We start from the raw sequence: 21,928 nt of genomic DNA on the forward strand, positions 1-21,928 counted from the left end.
CGTCCGTGCCCGCGTCCGAGCGCGCGTTCGTGCCCGCGTCCGCGTCCGAGCGGTCCCCCGATGAGACACCGCGCTCGGAGGCGCAAGTGCGGGCGCGGGCTTCGCGTCAAGCGGGGAGGCAGGACCCGCGCAAAGCATGGGCCGCGGACCCGAGGAGCCGAGGACCGCGGCACGCGAGGACGGAATCAGCGCGCGGATGCGAAGGCTCCGCCGCGGCGAGCGGGGGAGTGCGGCAACCCCGACGGATGCAGACCGAGCCGAACGCCGCGTCCGGCCCTGGATTCGAGCGCCGATTCGAGCCCGAGCACAACGCTGATCCGGCAGCGAAGCGCAGCCGGTGGTCGCGAAGCGGCCATGGGGGGGTGCGGGGTGGGAACCCCCCGCCGCGGCGAAGCCGCAGAGAAATGGTCTGAACGTGTGCCTACTGTTTCTGGGTTGTAAACGAAGGGAGTGCTCTTGACGAGCGGCTGAAGGGGGCGTTAACTCGCCTTACCATGACGTCGATCACTTCGGTGCGGCCGGGTTAAAGGCCTGGCTTCGCTCGAATTCGATCGGCGGATCGCGGCGAAGGAGCCGGATGCCATGAGTGCGGTGCCGTCGGTCGCGGACCTGCTGGAGCGGGTCCCGTCGTGGATGGGCCGCGCGGTCGAGTGGCAGCGGCTCGCGGGTGGGCTCTCCCATCACGTGTACCGCATCGACGTGGACCGGGTGCCCTACGTGCTGCGGGTGCTGGAGCCGAGGGTCTCCGACGCGGGCCTGGGCATCGCCCCCGCGCTGGAGATCGCCAACACCGAGGCGGCCGCCGCGTCGGTCGGGGCGCAGGTCTACGCCACGCTCCCCGACGTCCCCGCGATCGTGCTCGAGTTCCTGCCCGGGCGCACGCTCGGGGCGGCCGACGTGCGGCGGCCCGAGGTCATCCCGGCGCTGGCCCTGGCCTGCCGGAAGCTGCACGCGGGGCCGCGGTTCGCCAACGACTTCGACATCTTCGAGAAGCGGCGGGAACTGCTCGAGATCTGCCGGCGCAACGACCTGCCGCTGCCCGAGGGCTACCTGGACCGGGCGTCCACAGTGGACGTGCTGCGGGACGCTCTGCGGCAGCGGCCCGGCAAGACGGTACCGTGCCACAACGATCTGCTCGCGGAGAACTTCATCGCGACGTCCAGCGGCGTGCGGATCATCGACTATCAACTCTCCGGCAACAACGACCCGGCGTTCGAGCTCGGCGACATCGCCGCCGAGGCGGACTACGACCCGGACCTGACCGGCCGGCTGGCCGAAGCCTACTTCGGTGCCGAGCTCAGCCCGGTGCTGCTGGCCCGGGTCCGGCTGTTCCACATCGCGTCCAACGTGACCTGGGCCCTGTGGTTCACCGTCCACCATGGACTCCTCGCGGCCTCCCCGGCCGACGATGACGCGGCCTCCCGGGCCGACGGAAACGCCGCCGCCCGCGGTGAGGAGACGGTGGTCTTCGACTACGGGGCGGAGGCGGCCGACAAGTGGGGGCAGGCGCTGCGCGCGCTCGACGACCCCGGGTTCGGCCGCCTGCTGGGCACGGTGACCGGAAGGAATCCCCTCACCCCCAACCCCTAACAAGGAGGTGCCATGTCGGCATCGCCGACCCAGGCCGGCCTACCGATCGAAGACGACGACGAGAAGCGGCTCGCCGAACTGGGCTACAAGCAGGAGCTCAAGCGCAAGTGGAGCGGGTTCTCCAACTTCGCCATCTCGTTCTCCATCATCTCCATCCTCGCGGGCTGTTTCACCACGTTCGGCCAGGCCTGGATGAACGGCGGCCCGATCGCCATCTCGTGGGGCTGGCCGCTGATCTCGATCTTCATCCTCATCATCGGCTTCTGCATGTCGGAGCTGGTCTCGGCGTACCCGACGGCCGGCGGCATCTACTGGTGGGCGGCCCGGATGGGCAAGCCCGTGCACGGCTGGTTCACCGGCTGGCTCAACCTGGTCGGGCTCGTCGCGGTCACCGCGTCGGTCGACTACGGCTGCGCCACGTTCACCAGCTACGTCCTGGAGGCGTACACCGGCTGGGACAGCGCCAACCTCACCCTGACGTTCCTGCTGTTCGTCGTGATCCTGGCCGCGCACGTGGCCATCAACGTCTGGGGTCACAACATCATCGACGTGCTGCAGAACGTCTCGGTGTGGTGGCACGTGGCGGGCTCGGCCGTGGTCATCCTGATCCTCGCGTTCGTGCCGACGAAGCACCAGAGCCTGTCGTTCGTGTTCACCGAGCGCTTCAACAACTCCGGGTACTCCGACGCCACCTACTGGTTCCTGGTGCTGCCGTTCGGGTTCCTGCTCACGCAGTACACGATCACGGGCTTCGATGCTTGTGCCCACGTGTCGGAGGAGACGAAGGGCGCGTCCAAGGCGGCCGCGCGCGGGCTGTGGCAGTCCATCTTCTACTCGGCGATCGGCGGCTGGATCCTGCTGCTGGCGTTCCTGTTCGCGGCGACCCACGTGGACGAGATCACCGCCTCCGGTGGGCTCTCGAAGACCGTGTTCGAGACCGCGCTGAGTGCCGGCTTCTACAAGGCCGTCATCCTCATCTCCACCATCGGGCAGTTCTTCTGCGGCATGAGCTGCGTGACGAGCATGTCCCGGATGACGTACGCGTTCAGTCGCGACCGCGCGGTGCCGGGCTGGCGGCTGTGGTCCAAAGTGGACCGCAACGGCACGCCGGTCAACGCGATCCTCGGCGCGGCCGTCGCCGGGCTGGTGCTGACGCTGCCCGCGCTGTGGAAGAGCCCGACCGGCGCGCCGACCGCGTTCTACGCCGTCGTCTCCGTCGCCGTCATCGGCCTCTACGTCGCGTTCCTCATCCCGATCTACCTGCGGCTGCGGATGGGCGACCGGTTCGTCCCCGGGCCGTGGACGCTGGGCGGCAAGTACAAGGTGCTCGGCTGGATCGCGGTGGTGGAGATCGTGATCGTGTCGATCTACTTCATCATGCCGTTCACGCCGACCGCGATCCCGGGCCACGAGGGCTTCACCTGGACCGCGGTCAACTATGCCCCGATCGCGATGGTCATCGTGATCGGCGGGGCGGCACTGTGGTGGGTGCTCTCGGCCCGCACCTGGTTCCACGGCCCGATCCGGACCATCGATCAGGCCATGGCCGAGGACACGGCCGCCGCGCAGGAGTAGGGGATGATGGTCTCCGGGCCGGTCGCCGCGATGGCCGGCCCGGAGACCTAGCCGGGAGGTCGGATGCCGTCCCAAGTCGGACGCGGTGGCGTGGCGACGGAGCCGCTGTCGGGGGTGCCGATGTGGCGCCCGGTGCGGGGCGGCAACGCATTCGAGATCACCGTCGCCCGGCTGGCCCAGGCGATCCGGCTCGGCCTCGTGCCGGTCGGCGAACGGCTCCCGCCCGAGCGGGAGCTCGCCGAGCGGCTCCAGGTCAGCCGGGTCACGCTGCGGGAGGCGATCGCGGCGCTGCGCGAGGCGGGGTTCCTCGAGTCGCGCCGGGGCCGCTCCGGCGGCACGTTCGTGGTCCGCGCCACCGGCGATCCCGGCGACGCGGGCCAGGTGCAGGACGCCGCGACGCTGGCCCGGGAGATGGGCGACGCGCTGCACGACGCGCTGGACTTCCGCCGGGTGCTGGAGCCGGGCGCGGCCGCGCTGGCCGCCACCCGGGCGCTGTCCGCGCCCGACCGCGCGCACCTGGTGGCGTGCCTGGCCGCCGCGCGGACGCGCGACCCGCTCACCCGGCGGGTCAACGACTCGCGGCTGCACCTGGCGATCGCGGCGGCCAGCGGCTCGACCTCGGTGGCGGCGTCGATCGCCGACGTGCAGCTGCGCCTGGACCGGCTGCTGGCCGCGATCCCGGTGCTGCGGCGCAACCTCGACCACTCCGACGCCCAGCACGAGCGGGTGGTCGAGGCGATCCTGGCGGGCGACCCGGGGGTGGCCCGCGGCGAGATGGAGGAGCACTGCGACGCCACCGCGGCGTTGTTGCGCGGGCTGCTGGGTTGAGTTTATGGTTTGGTTCTAGACCTTTAGGGGAAGCCGATGTTGACCGTCGAGCAGCTGCGCGTCGCCGTGACCGAGGGCGAGATCGACACCGTCATCGTGGCCATCACGGACATGCAGGGGCGGCTCCAGGGCAAGCGCTTCCACGCCGCGCACTTCCTGGACGACGTCGTCGCGCACGGCACCGAGGGCTGCAACTACCTGCTCGCCGTCGACGTCGACATGAACACGGTCGACGGCTACGCGATGTCTTCGTGGGCCGGCGGCTACGGCGACTTCGCGATGATCCCGGACTTCACCACGATGCGGCGCATCCCGTGGCACCCCGGCACCGTGCTGGTGCTCGCCGACCTCAAGCTGCTGGACGGCGCCCCGGTCACCGCGTCGCCGCGCCAGGTGCTGCAGGCCCAGCTCGGCGCCCTGCACGAAGCCGGATACTCCGCCTACACCGGCACGGAGCTCGAGTTCATCGCGTTCCGGGAGTCCTATGAGGACGCGTTCCGGCGGTCGTACCGCGAGCTGACGCCGGTGACCCTCTTCAACTCCGACTACTCGCTGCTGCAGACCGCCCGCGTGGAGCCGCTGCTGCGCCGCATCCGCAACGAGATGGCCGGCGCCGGGCTGACCCCTGAGAGCGCGAAGGGCGAGTGCAACCTCGGCCAGCTCGAGATCGCGTTCCGCTACGACGCCGCGCTGCCCAATGCCGACGGGCACGTGCTGTACAAGAACGGCGCCAAGGAGATCGCCGCGCAGGAGGGCGTCTCCATCACGTTCATGGCCAAGCCGAACGCGCGGGAGGGCAACTCCTGCCACATCCACTTCTCGCTGCGCTCGGCCGACGGGCGCCCCGCGGTCGCGGGCGACGGCGAGCACGGGGTGTCGCCCATGTTCGCGAGCGCCATGGCGGGCATCCTCGCGACGCTGCGCGAGTTCACGCTCTTCTACGCGCCGAACATCAACTCGTACAAGCGCTTCCAGGCCGGTTCGTTCGCGCCGACCGCGGTGCGCTGGGGCCTGGACAACCGCACGTGCGCGCTGCGCCTGGTCGGGCACGGCGCGTCGATGCGCGTGGAGAACCGGGTGCCGGGCGCCGACGTGAACCCCTACCTCGCCATCGCCGCCCTGTGCGCGGGCGCGCTGCACGGCATCCGCAACTCCCTCGAGCTCGAGGACGTCTACACCGGCAACGCCTACGAGGACGCGGACGCGCCGCGCGTCCCGGCCACGCTGCGGGAGGCCCTGCACCTGTGGGAGGGCAGCGCGCTCGCGCGGGAGGCGTTCGGCGACGACGTTGTCGCGCATTACGCCAACATGGCGCGCGTCGAGCTGGCAGCGTTCGACGCGGCGGTCACGGACTGGGAGCTCGTGCGGGGCTTCGAGCGCCTGTAGGGCCACCGCGCGGACGCGGGGGCGTGCGGGAGGCCTCTACGGGGCGCCTCCCGGGACCTGAGAGCGCGCGGAGGCCTCCGCGCGGGCGCGGGGCCGTGGGGACGGCCTCCGGTCGCGGATGCTTTCGCGGCCTGTCGGAGCACATGGGTACAACTGAGAGGTCTGTATGCACGACGTCATCTCGCCGGTCGACGAGCAGGTCGTGGCGACGGTCCCGTCGCTGAGCGAGGCGGAGACCGATGCCGCCATCGAGCGCGCCCACGCGGCCTTCGCCGGCTGGCGCGCGGTCTCGCCGGGCGACCGGGCGCGGCTGCTGCGCCGCTTCGCCGCCGTGGTCGACGCGCACAACGAGGAGCTCGCGCAGCTCGAGGTGCGCAACGCCGGGCACACCATCGGCAACGCCCGCTGGGAGGCCGGCAACGTCCGCGACGTCCTCGACTACTACGCGGGCGCGCCCGAGCGCCTCAGCGGCCGCCAGATCCCGGTCGCGGGCGGGCTGGACGTCACCTTCTACGAGCCGCTGGGCGTCGTCGGCGTCATCGTGCCCTGGAACTTCCCGATGCCGATCGCCGGCTGGGGCTTCGCGCCCGCGCTGGCCGCCGGCAACACCGTGGTGCTCAAGCCCGCCGAGCTCACCCCGCTCACCGCGATCCGCCTGGGCGAGCTGGCCCTGGAGGCGGGCCTGCCCGAGGGAGTCTTCACGGTACTGCCCGGCAAGGGCTCCATCGTCGGTCAGCGCTTCGTCACCCATCCGCTCGTGCGCAAGGTGTGCTTCACCGGCTCCACGGAGGTCGGCAAGCGCATCATGGCCGGCTGCGCCGAGCAGGTGAAGCGGGTGACGCTGGAGCTGGGCGGCAAGAGCGCCAACATCGTGTTCGCCGACGCCGACCTGGACAAGGCCGCCGCGTCCGCGCCCGGCTCCGTGTTCGACAACGCCGGCCAGGACTGCTGCGCGCGGTCGCGGCTGCTGGTGCAGGACAGCGTGTACGACGAGTTCATGGCCCGGCTCGAGACGTCCGTGCGGGCCTTCCGCTGCGAGGACCCGGCCCTGGAGTCGGCGCAGATGGGCCCGCTCATCTCCGCCGGGCAGCTGGCGAGCGTGCGCTCCTACGTGGACGACGCCGCCGTCGCCTTCCGCGGCAGCGCCCCGGACGGCCCCGGCTACTGGATGGCGCCGACCGTGCTCACCGCCGAGTCCAGCCAGGACCGGCACTGGCGCGAGGAGATCTTCGGCCCCGTGCTGTCCGTGCTGCGCTTCTCCGACGAGGACGAGGCGATCCGGCTGGCCAACGACACCGAGTACGGCCTGTCCGGCTCGATCTGGACCCGCGACCTCGGCCGCGGCATCCGCGTCGCCCGGGGCGTGGAGACCGGTGCCCTCAGCGTCAACTCGCACTCGTCGGTGCGCTACTGGACCCCGTTCGGCGGGGTCAAGCAGAGCGGCCTCGGCCGCGAGCTCGGCCCGGACGCGGTCGCCGCGTTCTGCGAAGTCAAGAACGTCTTCTTCAGCACGGAGGTATAGGTGCAGCCACGTCTGCAGGACCGCGTCGCGGTCATCACCGGTGCCGGCAGCGGCATCGGCCTGGCGACCGCGCGCCGGTTCGCGTCCGAGGGCGCGAAGGTGATCGCGGCCGACCTGAACGCCGACGCCGGCCGAGCGGCCGCGGAGGAGGTCGGCGGCGAGTTCGTGGCCGTCGACGTCGCCGACGAGGCCGCGGTCAAGGCCCTCTTCGACGGTGTCGTCGAGCGCCACGGGCGCCTGGACATCGCCTTCAACAACGCCGGAATCTCCCCGCCCGACGACGACTCCATCCTCGACACCGGCATCGAGGCGTGGGAGCGCGTGCTGCAGGTGAACACCACCAGCGTGTACTTCTGCTGCAAGTACGCCATCCCGCACATGCTGGCCCAGGGCAAGGGCTCGATCATCAACACGGCCAGCTTCGTGGCCCTGCTCGGCGCGGCGACGTCGCAGATCGCCTACACCGCCTCGAAGGGCGCCGTGCTGTCGATGACCCGCGAGCTCGGCGTGCAGTTCGCCCGCCAGGGGATCCGCGTCAACGCGCTCTGCCCCGGCCCGATCGCGACGCCGCTGCTCATGGAGCTCTTCGCGAAGGACCCGGAGCGCGCGCAGCGGCGCCTCGTGCACGTGCCGATGGGCCGGTTCGGCACGCCCGAGGAGATCGCGGGCGCCGTGGCCTTCCTGGCCAGCGACGACGCCTCGTTCATCACCGCGTCGACGTTCCTGGTCGACGGCGGCATCACCGGCGCCTACGTCACGCCGCTGTAGCGATGTCACGACCGCTCATCGGCATCACCGCGTACGCCGAGGTCGCGCGGTGGGGCGTCTGGGACACCCGGGCCGTGCTGGTGCCCGAGGCGTACGTGCGGATGGTGCGGCAGGCGGGGGCGCGCGCGGTCGTGCTCCCGCCGGACGACGCCGACGACGCCAAGGACCTGGTCGGCCGCCTCGACGCCCTGGTGCTGGCCGGCGGCGCGGACATCGAGCCCGCGCACTACGGCGCCGCGCCGCACCCGACGACGCGCACGCGCCCGGAGCGCGACGCGGGCGAGCTGGCCGTGCTGACGGCGGCGCTCGAGGCCGACCGGCCCGTGCTGGGCATCTGCCGCGGGATGGAGCTGCTGGCCGTCGCCTACGGCGGGTCGCTGCACCAGCACCTGCCGGACCTGCTCGGCAACTCGCGGCACCAGCCCGCCCCGGGGGTCTACGGCGCGCATCCGGCCCGCTTCGCGCCGGGGTCGTGCGCGGCGCGGGTATTCGGGGAGGCCGGGGAGGTCAACTCGTACCACCACCAGGCCGTCGACTCCCCGGGCACGCTCACCGTGACCGGGTGGGCCGACGACGGCGTGATCGAGGCGCTCGAGGACCCGGCCCGGCGCTTCGTGCTGGGGGTGCAGTGGCATCCCGAGGAGGCCGGCGACGTCCGGCCCTTCGCGGCACTGGTCGCCGCGGTCTGACGGGCGCTCGGGCGCGGCCTGATCCGAGCTTGGGCGGGTCAGGGCCGCGTGTTCTGGGTAGGTGAGGGGCATGCGAATCGGGTTTGGGCTGCCAGTGTCGGGCACGTGGGCCACACCGGAGCGGGTGGCGCGCATCGCGGAGGCGGCGGAGCAGCGGCAGTACGACTCCCTCTGGTCCTTCCAGCGGCTCTTCGTCGGCGCCGAACAGGACGTCGACCCCGTCTACCGCAGCGTGCTGGACCCGCTGGTGGCCCTCGCGTTCGCCGCGGCGCGCACCGAGCGGATCAGGCTCGGGGTGGCCGTCGTCAATCTGCCGTTCGTCAGCCCGGCGTACCTCGCCAAGCAGGTCGGCTCCCTGGACGTGCTCAGCGGCGGGCGCGTCGACCTGGGGCTCGGGACCGGGTGGTCGGAGGCGGAGTTCGTCGCCACCGGGGCGAGCGGGCAGCGGCGGGCCGCGCGGACGCGGGAGTTCGTGGCGGTCCTGCGCACGCTGTGGCGCGACGAGGTCAGCGCGTTCGACGGGGAGCTGTACACGCTCCCGCCCGGGCGCATGGCGCCCAGGCCGGCGCAGGAGGGCGGGGTGCCGATCCTGCTCGGCGGATCCGTGCCGGCCGCGCTGCGCCGGGCCGGGGAGATCGCCGACGGGTGGGTGTCGCGCTCCGCGCACGACCTCACGCGGATCGGCCGGGACGTCGAGCTGGTGCGCGCGGGCGCGGAGGCGGCCGGGCGCGATCCGGACGCGCTGCGCATCGTGTGCCGCGGCGTGCTGTTCCGGCCCGGGGGCGAGATGCTGACCGGCTCGTGGGAGAAGATCCGCGAGGACGTCGCCTGGCTGGGCACGCAGGGGGTCACCGAGGTCTTCTACGACCTCAACTTCGACCCCACGATCGCGGGGCCGGACGTCGACCCGGACGCGGCGGAGGAGCGGGCCCTGGACATCCTGCACAACCTCGACCCGCGGGGGCTAAGTTGAGGTCATGTCGCGACCGGTCATCGGCCTGACCACGTACGCCGAGGAAACCCGCTTCGGCCTCAACGACACCTTCTCCGCGGTCCTGCCGCTCTCGTACGTGCACGCGGTGCACGCCTCGGGCGGCCGGGCGGTCCTGGTCACCCCCGACGACCCGGACGCCGACGTGCTCGACGGGCTGCACGGCATCATGTTCACCGGCGGCTCGGACGTGAACCCGGACCTCTACGGCGAGGCCCCGCACGCCACCACCAAGGTCAAGCCCGAGCGGGACGCCGCCGAGCTGCTGCTGATGCGGGCCGCGCTCGAGGCCGACCTGCCGCTGTTCGGCATCTGCCGCGGCATGCAGCTCATGTGCGTCGCCTACGGCGGGCGGCTCCACCAGCACCTGCCCGACGTGCTCGGCCACCACAACCACCGGCCCGTGAGCGGCCCGAAGTTCGGCGAGCACCCGGTCCGGCTGGCGAGCGGGTCGCGGGCGGCGGGGATCCTCGGCGAGGCGGTGATCGTCAACTCGTTCCACCACCAGGGCTGCGCGGACCCGGGGCGGCTCGTGCCGACCGGCTGGTGCCCCGAGGACGACCTCATCGAGGTGGTCGAGGACCCGTCGAAGACGTTCGCGGTCGGGGTGCAGTGGCACCCGGAGGACACCACGGACTTCCGCCTGTTCGAGGCCTTCGTCGCGGCCGCCGGAGCCCGCCGGGACCAAGTGGCCACAAGGCCATAACCCCTGTTACCCTCGGCTCATGAGAAAGGTCGCCGTGCTCGACAAAGACGAGTCCCGTGTGGAAGGCATGACGGTCCACGAGGCCATCTGGGACATCGACCACATCGAGGGTTACCGCTACGAGCTGCACGAGGGAGCGCTTCGAGTGTCGCCGTCGCCGGGCTTCAGCCATCAAAGAATCGCCCGGCGATTGATGAAACACTTCGAGGCTCAGGGCCGCGAGGCGGTCCATGAGCTCAGTGTCATCTTCGACAACCACAACTTCCGCAACCCCGATGTGCTGCGGCTGCGGCCGGACGCGGAACCGCCCGGCGAAGGCCTGGTGCCGCCGCTCTTCTTCGACCTCTTCGTCGAGATCGTGTCGCGGACGACACGGGACGAGGACCGCATCATCAAGCCGAAGGTCTACGCGCAGGCGGGCATCCCCGAGTACTGGCGCGTCGAGCCGGAGGCGGACGGCTACGTCGTCTACATGCACCGGCTCGAGGGCGGCCGCTACGTGCAGACCCGCGTCGTGCCGATCGAGGAGTTGCTCGCGGAGGGCTAGGAGGCGGCCTCGTCCGAGGTGCGGTGCTCGATGCGCAGGTCGGGCGCCGTCTCGCGGTAGGACTCGCGGTCGTCGGAGTCCTGCAGCACGGCCTCGGCCTGGGCCTTCGGGTCGTCGCTGCCCGCCGCCAGCTCCTCCGGCAGCAGCTCGGCCCGGTCGCGGATGCGTTCGTCATCGATCATGCCTGGGTGGTTACCCGGACGGGCCCGAGTTGATGCGCGTTACGCTTCTGGCCATGAAGGTTCGCGCTCCGCTCGCCCCCGGCACGCAGACTCCGTGGCGTCAGGTCCCCGCCGGCATCGCGCGCCCCGAATACGTCGGCAAGCGGGCGCCCGCCAAGCACCGCGGCTCCGACGTGCAGACGCCCGAGATCATCGAGCGGATGCGGGTCGCGTCCAGGCTGGCCGCGCAGGCGACCGAGCTCGCCGGGAAGCACGCGCAGCCGGGCGTCACCACGGACGAGATCGACCGGGTCGTGCACGAGTTCCTGTGCGACAACGGCGCCTACCCCTCGACGCTGGGGTACAAGAGCTTCCCGAAGTCGTGCTGCACCTCGCTGAACGAGGTCATCTGCCACGGCATCCCCGACTCGACGGTGATCGAGGACGGCGACATCCTCAATGTCGACGTGACCGCGTTCATCGGCGGCGTGCACGGCGACACCAACCAGACCTTCTGCGTCGGCGACGTCGACGAGGAGGCGCGGCTGCTGGTCGAGCGCACGCACGAGGCGATGATGCGCGGCATCCGCGCCGTGGCGCCCGGGCGCCCCCTCAACGCGATCGGCCGGGTGATCGAGGCGTACGCCAAGCGCTTCCACTACGGCGTCGTGCGCGACTTCACCGGGCACGGCATCAACGAGGTCTTCCACACCGGGCTCTACGTGCCCCACTACGACAACCCGCGGCTCACCACGATCATGGAGCCGGGCATGACGTTCACCATCGAGCCCATGATCACGCTGGGGACCCACGAGTACGACATCTGGAAGGACGGCTGGACGGTCGTCACGAAGGACCGCAAGTGGACGGCCCAGTTCGAGCACACGATCGTCGTCACCGAGGACGGGTACGAAATTCTGACGCTGCCGTAGATCGGCCTGGGCCGTCTCGGGGGCGGTGTTGCCCCGAGACGGCAGGCTCACGAGACGGCGTACTCGTTAACGACGCGGCTGCATCGTCGGACCGGCCCACGCGGTGCGGCGCATGTCTGGCCCTCCTCTCGTCTAGACGCTCGTGGCGTGATGCAGCAATCGTCGCGGAGCGGACAGCGCGGTGGAGGGCCGCGGCGTTGCTGTGGCACAAGTTCGGGAGTATCGGCGCGGTGTTGTGACCGGCCTTCGCGGGGTGCGCGCAGACGGAATCCGGGCCCGGCGCAGGCCGGCATGCCCGGCAGGGACAGGGGTCAGGGACAGGGGTCAGGCGGTCTTGCCCGGGAACGCGGCCACTAGCGGCGTCAGGCTGCCCGCCTTGCGGAACCCGACCGCGCGCGTCGTGCAGTCGATCAGCGCGTCGAGGACGATCTTGCGCACGTCGCCGTCGGTGGCCGGCAGGGCCAGGCGCCATTGCGCCGCGGTGCGGTCCTCCAGCTGGACGGCGAGCTTGAGCGCCGTCGCGCGGTCGGTCACCGCGAACGGCAGCTGATAGGAGGCCGCGGTCGGCGGCGGGGTCACCCCGGCGCTGGTGAGCCGCACCAGCAGCGCGTCGCGGCGCGTGCGGTGGGCGCTGTCGGCGGCGCGGGCGAGAGCGATCGTGTTCGCGTCGAGCTTGGGGCCCAGCACGCCGTACCCGTAGATGGCCGCGTGCTCGGCCTGCAGCGCGGCGACGAGCCGCTCGTCCGCCGCCGTCATGCGAGCACCTCCGCGTGGCCCGCCCGGCAGGCGGCGATCGAGCCCAGCAGGGCCGCCCGGTAGGAGGGCGCGGCCAGGCACGCCGTCTCCGCGTCCTGGCGGCCGTCCTTCTCCAGCTTCGCGAGCTCGGCCAGGGCCGCCGCCTGGTCGCCCGGCAGCGGGCCGGCCGAGGGTGGCGCGGCCGCGGAGCCGCTCGCCGCCGGGAACGGGCCCCGCTCCGGCAGGCCGATCTCCCGGGCAAGCGCGACGACGTGCTGCTCGTGGTCGTCCTTGAGCGGGCCGAGCCGGTCCTGCAGCGCCGGGAAGGCGGTCAGCGCCTCGCCGTATCGGTCGCGGAGCGCGACCGTGCGCGTCAGCAGCGGCATGAGCGCGTCGCCCGTCGGGTCGAACGGCGGGTCCTTCGGATCGTCGCCGAGATCACAGCCCGTCAGCGCCGCGGTCGTGGCCGCCGCGGCGGCGGCGAGCAGGGCGCGTCGGCGGAGATGCACGCGCATTAGTGAACACCATCGGCGCCCCTCGCCGTGTACCCGCCCTCTGAAGGCGCTGGTGGGTGCCGCCGGCGGGTGGCGTTCGGAGCGCCGCCGGGACGTCCCGAGTCACGTCGCGTTACGCTCTGCACGAGCCGCCCGCGCGTTTCGGCGCAGGCGGCGATGAGCCGTGCGCCCGTGCGGGCGCCCACAGGAGGGGTGTCGATCTATGGCGCAGCAGCATCGACAGCGTCTCCTGGACGTGGTCGAACCGGTCGTCACGGCCGGTGGTTTCGACCTCGAGGACCTCACCGTCACCCGGGTCGGGCGGCGGCACCTGGTGCGCATCGCGGTCGACAGCGACCACGGCGTCGACCTCGACGCGGTCGCCGAGCTCTCCCGGGGCATCTCCGCGGCGCTGGACAAGGCCGAGGCCGAGGGCGACGAGCTGGTCGCGGGGGAGTACGAGCTGGAGGTCGGCTCGCCCGGCGTCGAACGGCCGCTGACCCTGCCCCGGCACTGGCGGCGCAACCGCAGCCGGCTGGTGAAGGTGAAGGTCGCCGGGCGCGAGGTGACCGGCCGCGTGCTGGCCGCCGACGACGACGGGGTGACCCTCGACGTCGACGGGGCCAAGAGCACGCATCCGTATGCGGACCTCGGCCCCGGCCGCGTCCAGGTGGAGCTCAAACGGCTCGCCGAGCTGCCGGACCCCGAGGACGAAGAGATCGACGAAGACGAAGACGACGACGATGAGGAAGGGGAGGACGGGGCGTGAACATCGACCTTGCGGCCCTCCGCGCACTGGAGCGCGAGCGCGAGATCCCGTTCGAGACCATCCTCGCGGCGATCGAGACGGCGCTGCTGACCGCCTACCGGCACACCGACGGGGCCAACCCGCACGCCCGGGTCGAGATCGACCGGCGCAGCGGCGCGGCCTCCGTGCTCGCGCAGGATGTCGACGAGGACGGGACGATCGTGCGCGAGTACGACGACACCCCTCACGACTTCGGGCGCATCGCGGCGATGACCGCCAAGCAGGTGATTCTGCAGCGGCTGCGCGAGGCCACGGACGAGGTGCACTTCGGCGAGTACGTCGGGCGCGACGGCGACCTGGTCACCGGCGTGATCCAGGCGCACGAGGCGCGGGCCGAGAAGGGCATCGTCACCATCGACCTCGGCAAGATCGAGGGGATGCTGCCGGCCGCCGAGCAGGTGCCGGGGGAGCGCTACGAGCACGGGCAGCGGATCAAGGCCATCGTGGTGCACGTGGCCAAGGGCTTCCGCGGTCCCCAGGTCACCCTGTCGCGATCCCACCCGAATCTCGTGAAGCGCCTGTTCGCGCTGGAAGTGCCGGAGATCGCCGACGGTACCGTGGAGATCGCCGCCATCGCCCGGGAGGCGGGGCACCGCACCAAGATCGCGGTACGCTCGACAGTCGCGGGGGTGAACGCGAAGGGGGCCTGCATCGGCCCGATGGGCCAGCGGGTCCGCGCGGTCATGAGCGAGCTGCACGGTGAGAAGATTGACATTATCGACTGGTCCGAGGACCCTGCGCAGTTCGTCGGAAATGCCCTTTCTCCCGCGAAAGCGCTCAACGTGGAGGTCGTCGACGCGGCCAACCGGGCCGCCCGGGTGACCGTTCCCGACTTCCAGCTTTCCCTGGCCATCGGCAGAGAGGGCCAGAACGCACGGCTCGCCGCGCGGCTCACCGGATGGCGGATCGATATCAGACCGGACAACGCCGCGGACGGCAACGTCGATCACGTCACCGGACCGGGCGCGGCACGCGCCGAAAGTGCAGGGTAGACTTCTTGACGGTACGTCGCACGCCCCCGGCTGGCATGCCCGCGAACCCCCTGCTCATTGGGCGGCCGGTTCGCACATGTATCGGATGCCGGAAGCGTGCGTCATCCTCCGAGTTGCTGCGATTTGTCGCGATCGAGATCGGCCCTGACCAGTTCAGGGCCGTCCCCGATCCGGCTCGCAGACGGCCGGGCCGGGGCGCGCACCTGCATCCCGATCCGGCTTGCCTCGCGCTAGCGGAGCGTCGGCGCGCCTTCGGGCGGGCCCTGCGCATCGCCGGTGTCCTGGACACCGGTCCGCTGGCCGAAGCCGTCGCCTCGGCGGCGGTGACGGAGCCGGAGCATACGCAGTGACCGGAACCGCCGGTGGTGGGAGCGCGACGCCCCACCCGGACACGCAAGGTAGGACGACGGACATGAGCACACGATGAAGTCCCTGAGATGACCAGGCTTCAAGTGCACGAGTGAGGTCGGAGCGGACTTGCCGCCCGGCCTCGAGGTGAGGAGTGTAGTGGCAGGCAAGGCCCGCGTACACGAGCTGGCGAAAGAGCTCGGGGTCGAAAGCAAGACCGTGCTCGCGAAGCTGCAGGAGCTTGGCGAATACGTGAAGTCCGCATCCAGCACGGTTGAGGCGCCCGTGGCGCGCCGGCTGCGAGCGAGCTTCGAGAATGGTGGAGGGTCCGCTCCGGCGCCCTCCGCGCCCCCTGCGCCGTCTGCGTCGGCCCCATCGTCGACGCCAGTTCCGACGGCTCCCCGTCCGACGCCGTCTCCGGCGGCGAAGCCCTTTGCGCCCCCGAAGCGGCCGCAGCCGCCCGCGGGTGGCGGATCGAGCGGCTCGGGAGGCGGGGGCGGCCGTGGCCCCGTGCCCGGTCCGCCGCGTCCCGCCCCGCCGGCCGTCAAGCCGACGAGTGCGCACGACATCGAGGTCCAGGCCGCGGAGCAGCGTGCGGCCGCGCTGAAGGCTGAGCAGGAAGCGACCATGAAGGCCGCTCAGCAGGCCCGTCAGCGGGAGAACACCCGGCGGGACACCCCGGCGCCGCCCAGCGGTGGCTCCGGTGCGCCCACGCCCGGCCCGCGTCCCGGCCCCGCCCCCGGCTCGTCCGGCGGCGGCGCGCCGGCCCCGGGCGGCCCGCGTCCCGGTCAGGGTCCGCGTCCCGGTCAGGGCAACCGCCCGCCGGCCCGGTCCCCGGGCAACAACCCGTTCGGCGTGTCGGGTGGCGCCTCGCCGCGCCCGCCGACACCCGGCAACATCCCGCGGCCCAACCCCTCGTCCATGCCCCCGCGGCCCAACCCGGCCTCGATGGGCGGCCCCCGGCCGAACCCGTCGCAGATGCCGAGCCAGCGGCCCGGTCGCCCCGGCGGCCCCGGCGGTGACCGTCCCGGTCGCCCCGGCGGCGGTGGCGGCGGCGGCTTCCGCGGCGGCCCCGGCGGCGGCGGTGCCGGTCGTCCCGGCGGTCCGGGCGGCGGCGGTGGCGGCTTCCGTGGCGGTCCCGGTGGGGGCGGCGGTGGCGGTGGCTTCCGTGGCGGTCCCGGTGGGGGCGGCGGTGGCGGTGGCTACCGCGGCGGCCCCGGCGGTGGCGGCGGCGCGCCCGCGGGTGCCGGCGGTGCCGGTCGCCCCGGTGGTGGCGCCGGCGGTCGTGGCCGTGGCGGCGGTGCGGCGGGTGCCTTCGGGCGTCCCGGCGGCCGTCCGACCCGTGGCCGGAAGTCGAAGAAGCAGCGCAGACAGGAGTTCGACAACCTCTCCGCGCCCACCATGGGCTCGGGTGCCCCGCGGGGTCAGGGTCAGACGATCCGCCTCCCGCAGGGTGCGTCGCTGTCGGACTTCGCCGACCGGATCAACGCGAACCCGGGCTCGCTCGTGCAGGAGATGTTCAACCTGGGCGAGATGGTGACGGCGACCCAGTCGTGCACCAACGAGACGCTGCAGCTGCTCGGCGAGCACCTCGGCTTCGACGTGCAGATCGTCAGCCCCGAGGACGAGGACCGCGAGCTGCTGGCCCGCTTCGACATCGACCTCGACGCCGACGTCGACGAGGAGCGCCTGGTCGTCCGGCCGCCGGTCGTGACCGTCATGGGCCACGTCGACCACGGTAAGACGAAGCTGCTCGACGCGATCCGCCAGACGAACGTCGCGGCGGGCGAGGCGGGCGGCATCACCCAGCACATCGGTGCCTACCAGGTCCACGTCGAGCACGAGGACGAGGACCGCGCGATCACCTTCATCGACACCCCGGGTCACGAGGCGTTCACCGCCATGCGTGCCCGTGGTGCCCAGGCCACGGACATCGTGGTCCTGGTGGTCGCGGCCGACGACGGCGTGATGCCGCAGACCATCGAGGCGCTCAACCACGCCCAGGCGGCCGAGGTGCCGATCGTGGTCGCGGTGAACAAGATCGACAAGCCCGAGGCCAACCCGGCCAAGGTGCGGCAGGAGCTCACGCAGTACGGGCTGGTCGCCGAGGAGTACGGCGGCGAGACGATGTTCGTCGACATCTCGGCGAAGAGCCGGATCAACATCGACGGGCTCCTCGAGGCCGTCCTGCTGACCGCCGACGCCGCGCTCGACCTGCGCGCGCCCATCGACGGCCCGGCCCAGGGCATCGCGATCGAGTCGCACCTCGACCGCGGCCGTGGCCCGGTCGCCACCGTCCTGGTGGAGAAGGGCACGCTCAACGTCGGTGACTCGATCGTCGCCGGCCGCGCCTACGGACGCGTCCGCGCGATGCTCGACGAGAACGGCAAGCCCGTGCCGCACGCGGGTCCGGCCCGTCCGGTCCTCGTGCTCGGCCTGACCTCGGTGCCCGGCGCCGGCGACACGTTCCTCGCCGCCGACGACGACCGCACCGCGCGTCAGATCGCCGAGCAGCGGCAGGCTCGCCGCCGCGCGGCCGAGATGGCCGCACGCACCGGCCGGGTCACCCTCGAGACGCTGTTCGACCAGCTCAAGCAGGGCGAGAAGACCACGCTCAACCTCATCCTCAAGGGTGATGGCTCGGGCTCGGTCGAGGCGCTCGAGGACGCGCTGGTCAAGATCGTCGTCTCGGACGAGGTCCAGCTGCGGATCATCCACCGCGGTGTCGGTGCGGTCACGCAGGACGACGTCAACCTGGCCAGCGCCTCGGACGCGATCATCATCGGGTTCAACGTGCGGGCCGAGGGCCGCACGCGCGACCTGGCCGACCGCGAGGGCGTGGAGATCCGGTACTACACCGTCATCTACCAGGCGATCGAGGACATCGAGTCCTCCCTCAAGGGCCTGCTCAAGCCGGTCTACGAGGAGGTCGAGCTCGGCTCGGCGGAGATCCGCGAGGTCTTCCGCTCGTCGCGCTTCGGCAACATCGCGGGTTGCATCGTCCGCACCGGCCTGATCCGGCGCAACAGCAAGGCGCGCCTGGTCCGCGACGGTGCGGTGGTCAACGACAACCTCACGATCGCCGGCCTGCGCCGCTTCAAGGACGACGCGACCGAGGTCCGCGAGGGCTTCGAGTGCGGTATCACGCTCGGGACGTTCAACGACATCCAGATCGGCGACGTCATCGAGACGTGGGAGCTTCGCGAGAAGCCCCGCACCTGATCGACGGCACGACCTGAAGGGGGCCGCGGTTCGCCGCGGCCCCCTTCGGCATCTGCGGATGGAGGAGTAATCTCGGTCACATCATGGATCTGTCGTGGTGGTCGATCGAGGTCCGCGACGGGGAGTTCCCGGCGCGGCAGTGGCGTGACACCCACAGCGCGGCCCTCATCGAGGCCGCGGTGACGCACGGGGCCAAGGACTGGGCCTGGCGATCCGAGGACTTCGGGGTCGTCTTCGAGGTCGGCTTCGCCGACGCGTCCGACTGGCAGCGGTTCCGGCAGCTGCCGGCGGTCGTGGCGGCGCTGGATGCCGTGGCGCCCGACTCGCTCTACGTCTATCGCGGGCGGGGAGGCAGCGCCGGGGCGGTGCAGCCGCGGCGGCCGGGGCCCGTGCCGGCGGCGGGGGCGGCCGGGTTGCCGATCGAGCCGGAGCCGCCGATCCTGGCTCGGCCGCCGTTCGAGTCGCCGATGACGCCCGCGGGTGAGGACCCGCTGATGGTGGCGTGATTGCCGCATAGGTGACATATCGGAAATGTCCGGCTTGGGGCGGCGGTGCGGAGTCGCTCGGCGGGGGCAGAGGTGGCTCCGTGAAGGCGCCAGGGTGAGCTGCCGGCATGGCGTGTGACGGCGTCGGAGTCGGTCGCGGGCGTTGGCGTTGCGTGCGAGACGCTGGAGTGATGTGCCAGGTGGCCGTGTGAGGGCATCTCGGTGGTTCGCGGGCGTGCCGTGTGAGGGCGTCGGTGAGTCGCGGGTTGCGTGCGAGGCGCTGGAGTGAGCCGCGTGGTCGCCGCGTGAGGGCGGCGTGGTGGTTCGTGGAGGTGGTGTGTGGAGGGCGCCGGAGTGAGTCGCGGCGTGAACAACGCCAGCGTGCAGACAGCGATACGTCGGTCCGCCGAACAGTGCGTGGAGAACGAGGCGGAGCATTGGCCTCCCAAGACCGGACTGACTCGTGGGGCACCAAGACGATCTGGCGGTGACCTGCTGGAACGTGGGACGGGTGCCTCGGCGGGGCGGGAGCGCGAGCGCCAAGCGGGTGGCGACGAGTGCTGCTCGGTCAGTCCTTGGCACCGCGGACGTCGCCCCGCTCGGGCCGGCGAATGCTGGGCCCCAGCGGGGTCCCTGGCGGGAGCGACGGTCCGCAGGTGACGCGGGCCCGAGCAGGGAAGTTTTTAACCCGGCGCGGAATCCCGCCGCGGCGGTTAGGATCTTGCGCCGTGTATACCGGAACCGCGGTCTTCGACCTTCTCCTGCCCGGTGACTCGCGTTCGCTCAAGGCCAAGCGCTCCTACGTGCGGCCCCTGATCGCTCACCTGCGCAAGTTCGAGGTCTCCGTAGCCGAGGTCGGCGCGCTCGATCTCACCGGGCGGGCCGAGATCGGCATCGCCGTCGTGGCCGCCGAGGCGGGGCACGTGCGGGAAGTGCTCGACACGTGCGAGCGGGCCGTCGCCGGGCGGCCCGAGTTCGAACTGCTCTCCGTGCGCCGTCGGTTGCACGGTGACGACGACGAGTAAACCTGGCTTCCGGACGCGGCTGCACGGGCGGGGCGCGGGTACTGTCAAGGCGTTGGTCAGATCTTCAGGTCCGGCGGGCCGGCCTTGGGGCCGGCCGGCGGGCCGTTTGGCTGCGGAGGTGTTCGAGATGACGGATCCGGCGAAGGTGCGGCGGCACGCCGAGCGCGTGCGAGAACTGGTCGCATCGGTGGTGCGGACGCAGATCAAGGACCCGCGGCTGGGCATGATCACGATCACCGACGCGCGGATCACTGCCGATCTGCGCGAGGCGACCGTGTTCTACACCGTGCTCGGCGACACGGCTGCCCAGGCGGGCACCGCGGCCGCCCTGGAGAGCGCGAAGGGTCTGCTGCGCTCGACCGTCGGCAAGGCGCTCGGGCTGCGGCACTCGCCGAGCCTGGCGTTCGTGCACGACGACGTGTCCGACCAGGTCAAGCACATCGACGAGCTGCTGGCCAGCGCTCGCACCGCCGACGCCGAGGTGCAGCGCCTCGCGGCCGGCGCGCGCTACGCGGGCGACCCGCAACCCTACAAGCTCGACGACGAGGCCGACGCGGACGACGTGGACGCCGACGACGAGGTCGTCGTGGGCCAGGACCGGCGGTGAACGCCGCGACGGCCGCCGTGCACCCGTCGCAGGATGCGTGGGCGGCGGCCGTCGCGGCGTTGCGCGGGCTGCCGCCCGGCGCGCGGGTGCTGCTCGCCTGCCACGTGAACCCCGACGGTGACGCGCTCGGCAGCATGCTCGGCGTCGCGCTCGGGCTGCGCTCGGTCGCGGGGGAGCTGGGCATCGGGCACCTCGCGGCCACGTTCCCCGGGCCGCCGCGCCTCCCCGCACCGTTCGACACGCTGCCCGGCACCGACCTGCTCGTCGCCGAGGAGGACGCCGACCCGGCCCCGGACGCGATGCTCGTGTTCGACGTGGCGAGCATCGAGCGGCTCGGCGGCCTGGCCGACCGGCTGCGCGCCGCGCCCGTCGGCATCGTGCTCGACCACCACGCCTCCAACCCGGGCTTCGGGCGGATCAATCTCGTGGACCCCGCGGCGGCCGCCACGGCGATGCTCTCCGACGGGCTGCTCCGCCGTCTGGGCGTAGCGCTGGACCCCGCCGTCGCCGAGTGCCTCTACGTGGCCCTGGCCAGCGACACCGGGTCGTTCAAGTTCGCCTCCACCACCCCGGCCGTGCACGAGCTCGCGGCGCGGCTCATCGCGACCGGCATCGACGTCGGGGAGATCTCGCGGCGGTTGTTCGACACGCGCCCGATCGGCGCGCTGCGGCTCTTCGGCGTCGCTCTCGCCCGCACGGTCCTCGAGCCGGAGGCGGCGGGCGGGCTGGGGCTCGCGTGGACGTACCTCACCGTCGACGACCTCGCCGCCCACGACCAGCCGCCACCGGCCGTCGAGGCGCTCATCGACACCGTGCGCACGGTCGCCGAGGCCGACGTCGCCTGCGTGGTCAAGCCGGTGCGCCCGCAGGAGTGGTCGGTCTCGCTGCGCAGCAAGGGCGGCGTCGACGTCAGCGCGGTGGCTGTGGCCCTGGGCGGCGGCGGGCATCGCTTCGCCGCGGGGTTCAGCGCGTCCGGGCGCGTCGAGGACGTCCTCGACGCCATCCGCGGGCTGCTGCCGGCCCCGGCCGGGATCAGGGTGAACTCCGGGAGAATCTCCGGGACATAACGGCTGGCCCGGACGCATCCATTGCGGTGACAATCGATACATGGACCGACCCGAGCTTGCCGCGGAGGTCGACCGGGCCTGGGCCCGGCCGGTTGTGCTGACGCCCGTCTTCGCCCTCATCTCGCTCGTCGGGGGCGCATCGCCGTCGTTCGGGCTGCGGGCCAACCTGCTCGTCCTCGCCACCGGCGGAGCGCTGTTCTGGCTCGGCATGTCGGCCGCGGTGACGCGCCGGGCGTCGCCGGCCCGGCTGCCCCGCGCGGCGGCCTGGTGGCTGGTGCCGCTACTGCTCTTCGGCATCGTCGAGGGCGCGACGTTCCTCAACGGGTCGCAGGCGTACCCGACCCTCTCCCGCCTCGCCGACCCGGTGCTCGAGCACTACTGGGCCCGCGCCGCCGCCTACTTCGGCTGGCTGTGGGCGTTCTGGGCGATGGTGCGCCGGTGAGCGCCGGG

The 21,928-nt window shown here is 72.2% G+C and carries 23 protein-coding genes; 20 read left to right on the top strand and 3 right to left on the bottom strand.

Annotation, left to right across the window (positions count from 1 at the left end; all coding sequences use genetic code 11):
* Window positions 1–582 precede the first annotated feature (582 nt).
* The 10 genes from ACQP2P_RS07240 to ACQP2P_RS07285 all read left to right on the top strand — a co-directional run bounded on the left by ACQP2P_RS07240 (window position 583) and on the right by ACQP2P_RS07285 (window position 10,602).
* Complete coding sequence (locus ACQP2P_RS07240) at window positions 583–1,590, top strand: choline/ethanolamine kinase family protein (RefSeq protein ID WP_433614132.1); 1,008 nt, start codon at window positions 583–585, stop codon at window positions 1,588–1,590.
* 12 nt (window positions 1,591–1,602) lie between these two features.
* Window positions 1,603–3,165, top strand: coding sequence for an amino acid permease (locus ACQP2P_RS07245; protein ID WP_433614133.1), 1,563 nt, complete (start codon window positions 1,603–1,605; stop codon window positions 3,163–3,165).
* A gap of 63 nt (window positions 3,166–3,228) precedes the next feature.
* Window positions 3,229–3,993 carry a FadR/GntR family transcriptional regulator gene (locus tag ACQP2P_RS07250; RefSeq protein ID WP_433614134.1) on the top strand — a complete coding sequence of 255 codons (765 nt, stop codon included), beginning with the start codon at window positions 3,229–3,231 and terminating at the stop codon, window positions 3,991–3,993.
* A gap of 36 nt (window positions 3,994–4,029) precedes the next feature.
* On the top strand, window positions 4,030–5,379 hold the full coding sequence (locus ACQP2P_RS07255) for a glutamine synthetase family protein (RefSeq protein ID WP_433614135.1): 1,350 nt from the start codon (window positions 4,030–4,032) through the stop codon (window positions 5,377–5,379).
* 166 nt (window positions 5,380–5,545) lie between these two features.
* Entirely contained in the window at window positions 5,546–6,901 is a 1,356-nt protein-coding gene (locus ACQP2P_RS07260; RefSeq protein WP_433614136.1) for an aldehyde dehydrogenase family protein, read from the top strand.
* Window positions 6,902–7,669, top strand: a complete 768-nt coding sequence (locus ACQP2P_RS07265; protein ID WP_433614137.1) for a 3-oxoacyl-ACP reductase — start codon at window positions 6,902–6,904, stop codon at window positions 7,667–7,669.
* Between the two features lie 2 nt (window positions 7,670–7,671).
* Complete coding sequence (locus ACQP2P_RS07270) at window positions 7,672–8,358, top strand: gamma-glutamyl-gamma-aminobutyrate hydrolase family protein (RefSeq protein ID WP_433614138.1); 687 nt, start codon at window positions 7,672–7,674, stop codon at window positions 8,356–8,358.
* A gap of 70 nt (window positions 8,359–8,428) precedes the next feature.
* Window positions 8,429–9,331 carry an LLM class flavin-dependent oxidoreductase gene (locus tag ACQP2P_RS07275; protein WP_433614139.1) on the top strand — a complete coding sequence of 301 codons (903 nt, stop codon included), beginning with the start codon at window positions 8,429–8,431 and terminating at the stop codon, window positions 9,329–9,331.
* A gap of 4 nt (window positions 9,332–9,335) precedes the next feature.
* Window positions 9,336–10,055 carry a gamma-glutamyl-gamma-aminobutyrate hydrolase family protein gene (locus tag ACQP2P_RS07280; RefSeq protein ID WP_433614140.1) on the top strand — a complete coding sequence of 240 codons (720 nt, stop codon included), beginning with the start codon at window positions 9,336–9,338 and terminating at the stop codon, window positions 10,053–10,055.
* A 19-nt stretch (window positions 10,056–10,074) separates the two neighbouring features.
* Window positions 10,075–10,602, top strand: coding sequence for a Uma2 family endonuclease (locus tag ACQP2P_RS07285; protein WP_433614141.1), 528 nt, complete (start codon window positions 10,075–10,077; stop codon window positions 10,600–10,602).
* Here the strand turns inward: ACQP2P_RS07285 and ACQP2P_RS07290 are convergent.
* Window positions 10,599–10,784 (bottom strand): hypothetical protein, encoded by a 186-nt coding sequence (locus ACQP2P_RS07290; protein WP_433614142.1) that lies wholly within the window; start codon window positions 10,782–10,784, stop codon window positions 10,599–10,601. The genes ACQP2P_RS07285 and ACQP2P_RS07290 overlap by 4 nt on opposite strands.
* 53 nt (window positions 10,785–10,837) lie before the next feature.
* Between ACQP2P_RS07290 and map the strand changes: the two genes are divergently transcribed.
* Window positions 10,838–11,695, top strand: a complete 858-nt coding sequence (gene map, locus ACQP2P_RS07295) for a type I methionyl aminopeptidase (RefSeq protein ID WP_433614143.1) — start codon at window positions 10,838–10,840, stop codon at window positions 11,693–11,695.
* Between the two features lie 324 nt (window positions 11,696–12,019).
* On the opposite strand, the gene ACQP2P_RS07300 is transcribed toward map, so the two are convergent.
* The gene (locus tag ACQP2P_RS07300) at window positions 12,020–12,451 is read right to left on the bottom strand and encodes a ferritin-like domain-containing protein (RefSeq protein WP_433614144.1); all 432 of its coding nucleotides are present in this window, start codon (window positions 12,449–12,451) and stop codon (window positions 12,020–12,022) included.
* Window positions 12,448–12,939, bottom strand: a complete 492-nt coding sequence (locus tag ACQP2P_RS07305) for a hypothetical protein (protein ID WP_433614145.1) — start codon at window positions 12,937–12,939, stop codon at window positions 12,448–12,450. Before ACQP2P_RS07305 ends, ACQP2P_RS07300 begins: the two co-directional genes overlap by 4 nt.
* Before the next feature lie 208 nt (window positions 12,940–13,147).
* Between ACQP2P_RS07305 and rimP the strand changes: the two genes are divergently transcribed.
* The 9 genes from rimP to ACQP2P_RS07350 all read left to right on the top strand — a co-directional run bounded on the left by rimP (window position 13,148) and on the right by ACQP2P_RS07350 (window position 21,920).
* Complete coding sequence (rimP, locus tag ACQP2P_RS07310; RefSeq protein ID WP_433614146.1) at window positions 13,148–13,693, top strand: ribosome maturation factor RimP; 546 nt, start codon at window positions 13,148–13,150, stop codon at window positions 13,691–13,693.
* A complete protein-coding gene (gene nusA / locus ACQP2P_RS07315; protein WP_433614147.1) occupies window positions 13,690–14,724 on the top strand; it encodes a transcription termination factor NusA in 1,035 nt (344 codons plus the stop codon). Before rimP ends, nusA begins: the two co-directional genes overlap by 4 nt.
* A gap of 113 nt (window positions 14,725–14,837) precedes the next feature.
* A complete protein-coding gene (locus tag ACQP2P_RS07320; protein ID WP_433614148.1) occupies window positions 14,838–15,074 on the top strand; it encodes a YlxR family protein in 237 nt (78 codons plus the stop codon).
* A 157-nt stretch (window positions 15,075–15,231) separates the two neighbouring features.
* Entirely contained in the window at window positions 15,232–18,294 is a 3,063-nt protein-coding gene (infB, locus tag ACQP2P_RS07325; protein ID WP_433614149.1) for a translation initiation factor IF-2, read from the top strand.
* A gap of 83 nt (window positions 18,295–18,377) precedes the next feature.
* Window positions 18,378–18,800 carry a hypothetical protein gene (locus tag ACQP2P_RS07330; RefSeq protein ID WP_433614150.1) on the top strand — a complete coding sequence of 141 codons (423 nt, stop codon included), beginning with the start codon at window positions 18,378–18,380 and terminating at the stop codon, window positions 18,798–18,800.
* Window positions 18,801–19,507: 707 nt separating this feature from the next.
* Window positions 19,508–19,804: a DUF503 domain-containing protein gene (locus tag ACQP2P_RS07335; protein WP_433084390.1), complete on the top strand. Its 297-nt coding sequence runs from the start codon at window positions 19,508–19,510 to the stop codon at window positions 19,802–19,804.
* A gap of 127 nt (window positions 19,805–19,931) precedes the next feature.
* A complete protein-coding gene (gene rbfA / locus ACQP2P_RS07340; RefSeq protein ID WP_433614151.1) occupies window positions 19,932–20,411 on the top strand; it encodes a 30S ribosome-binding factor RbfA in 480 nt (159 codons plus the stop codon).
* Window positions 20,408–21,478 (top strand): DHH family phosphoesterase, encoded by a 1,071-nt coding sequence (locus ACQP2P_RS07345; RefSeq protein ID WP_433614152.1) that lies wholly within the window; start codon window positions 20,408–20,410, stop codon window positions 21,476–21,478. The genes rbfA and ACQP2P_RS07345 overlap by 4 nt, the downstream gene beginning before the upstream one ends.
* Before the next feature lie 40 nt (window positions 21,479–21,518).
* Window positions 21,519–21,920, top strand: a complete 402-nt coding sequence (locus tag ACQP2P_RS07350) for a hypothetical protein (RefSeq protein WP_433614153.1) — start codon at window positions 21,519–21,521, stop codon at window positions 21,918–21,920.
* Window positions 21,921–21,928: the final 8 nt, after the last annotated feature.

Origin of the sequence: Dactylosporangium sp. CA-139114 (assembly GCF_050955725.1) — a bacterium.
GTDB lineage: Bacteria > Actinomycetota > Actinomycetes > Mycobacteriales > Micromonosporaceae > Dactylosporangium.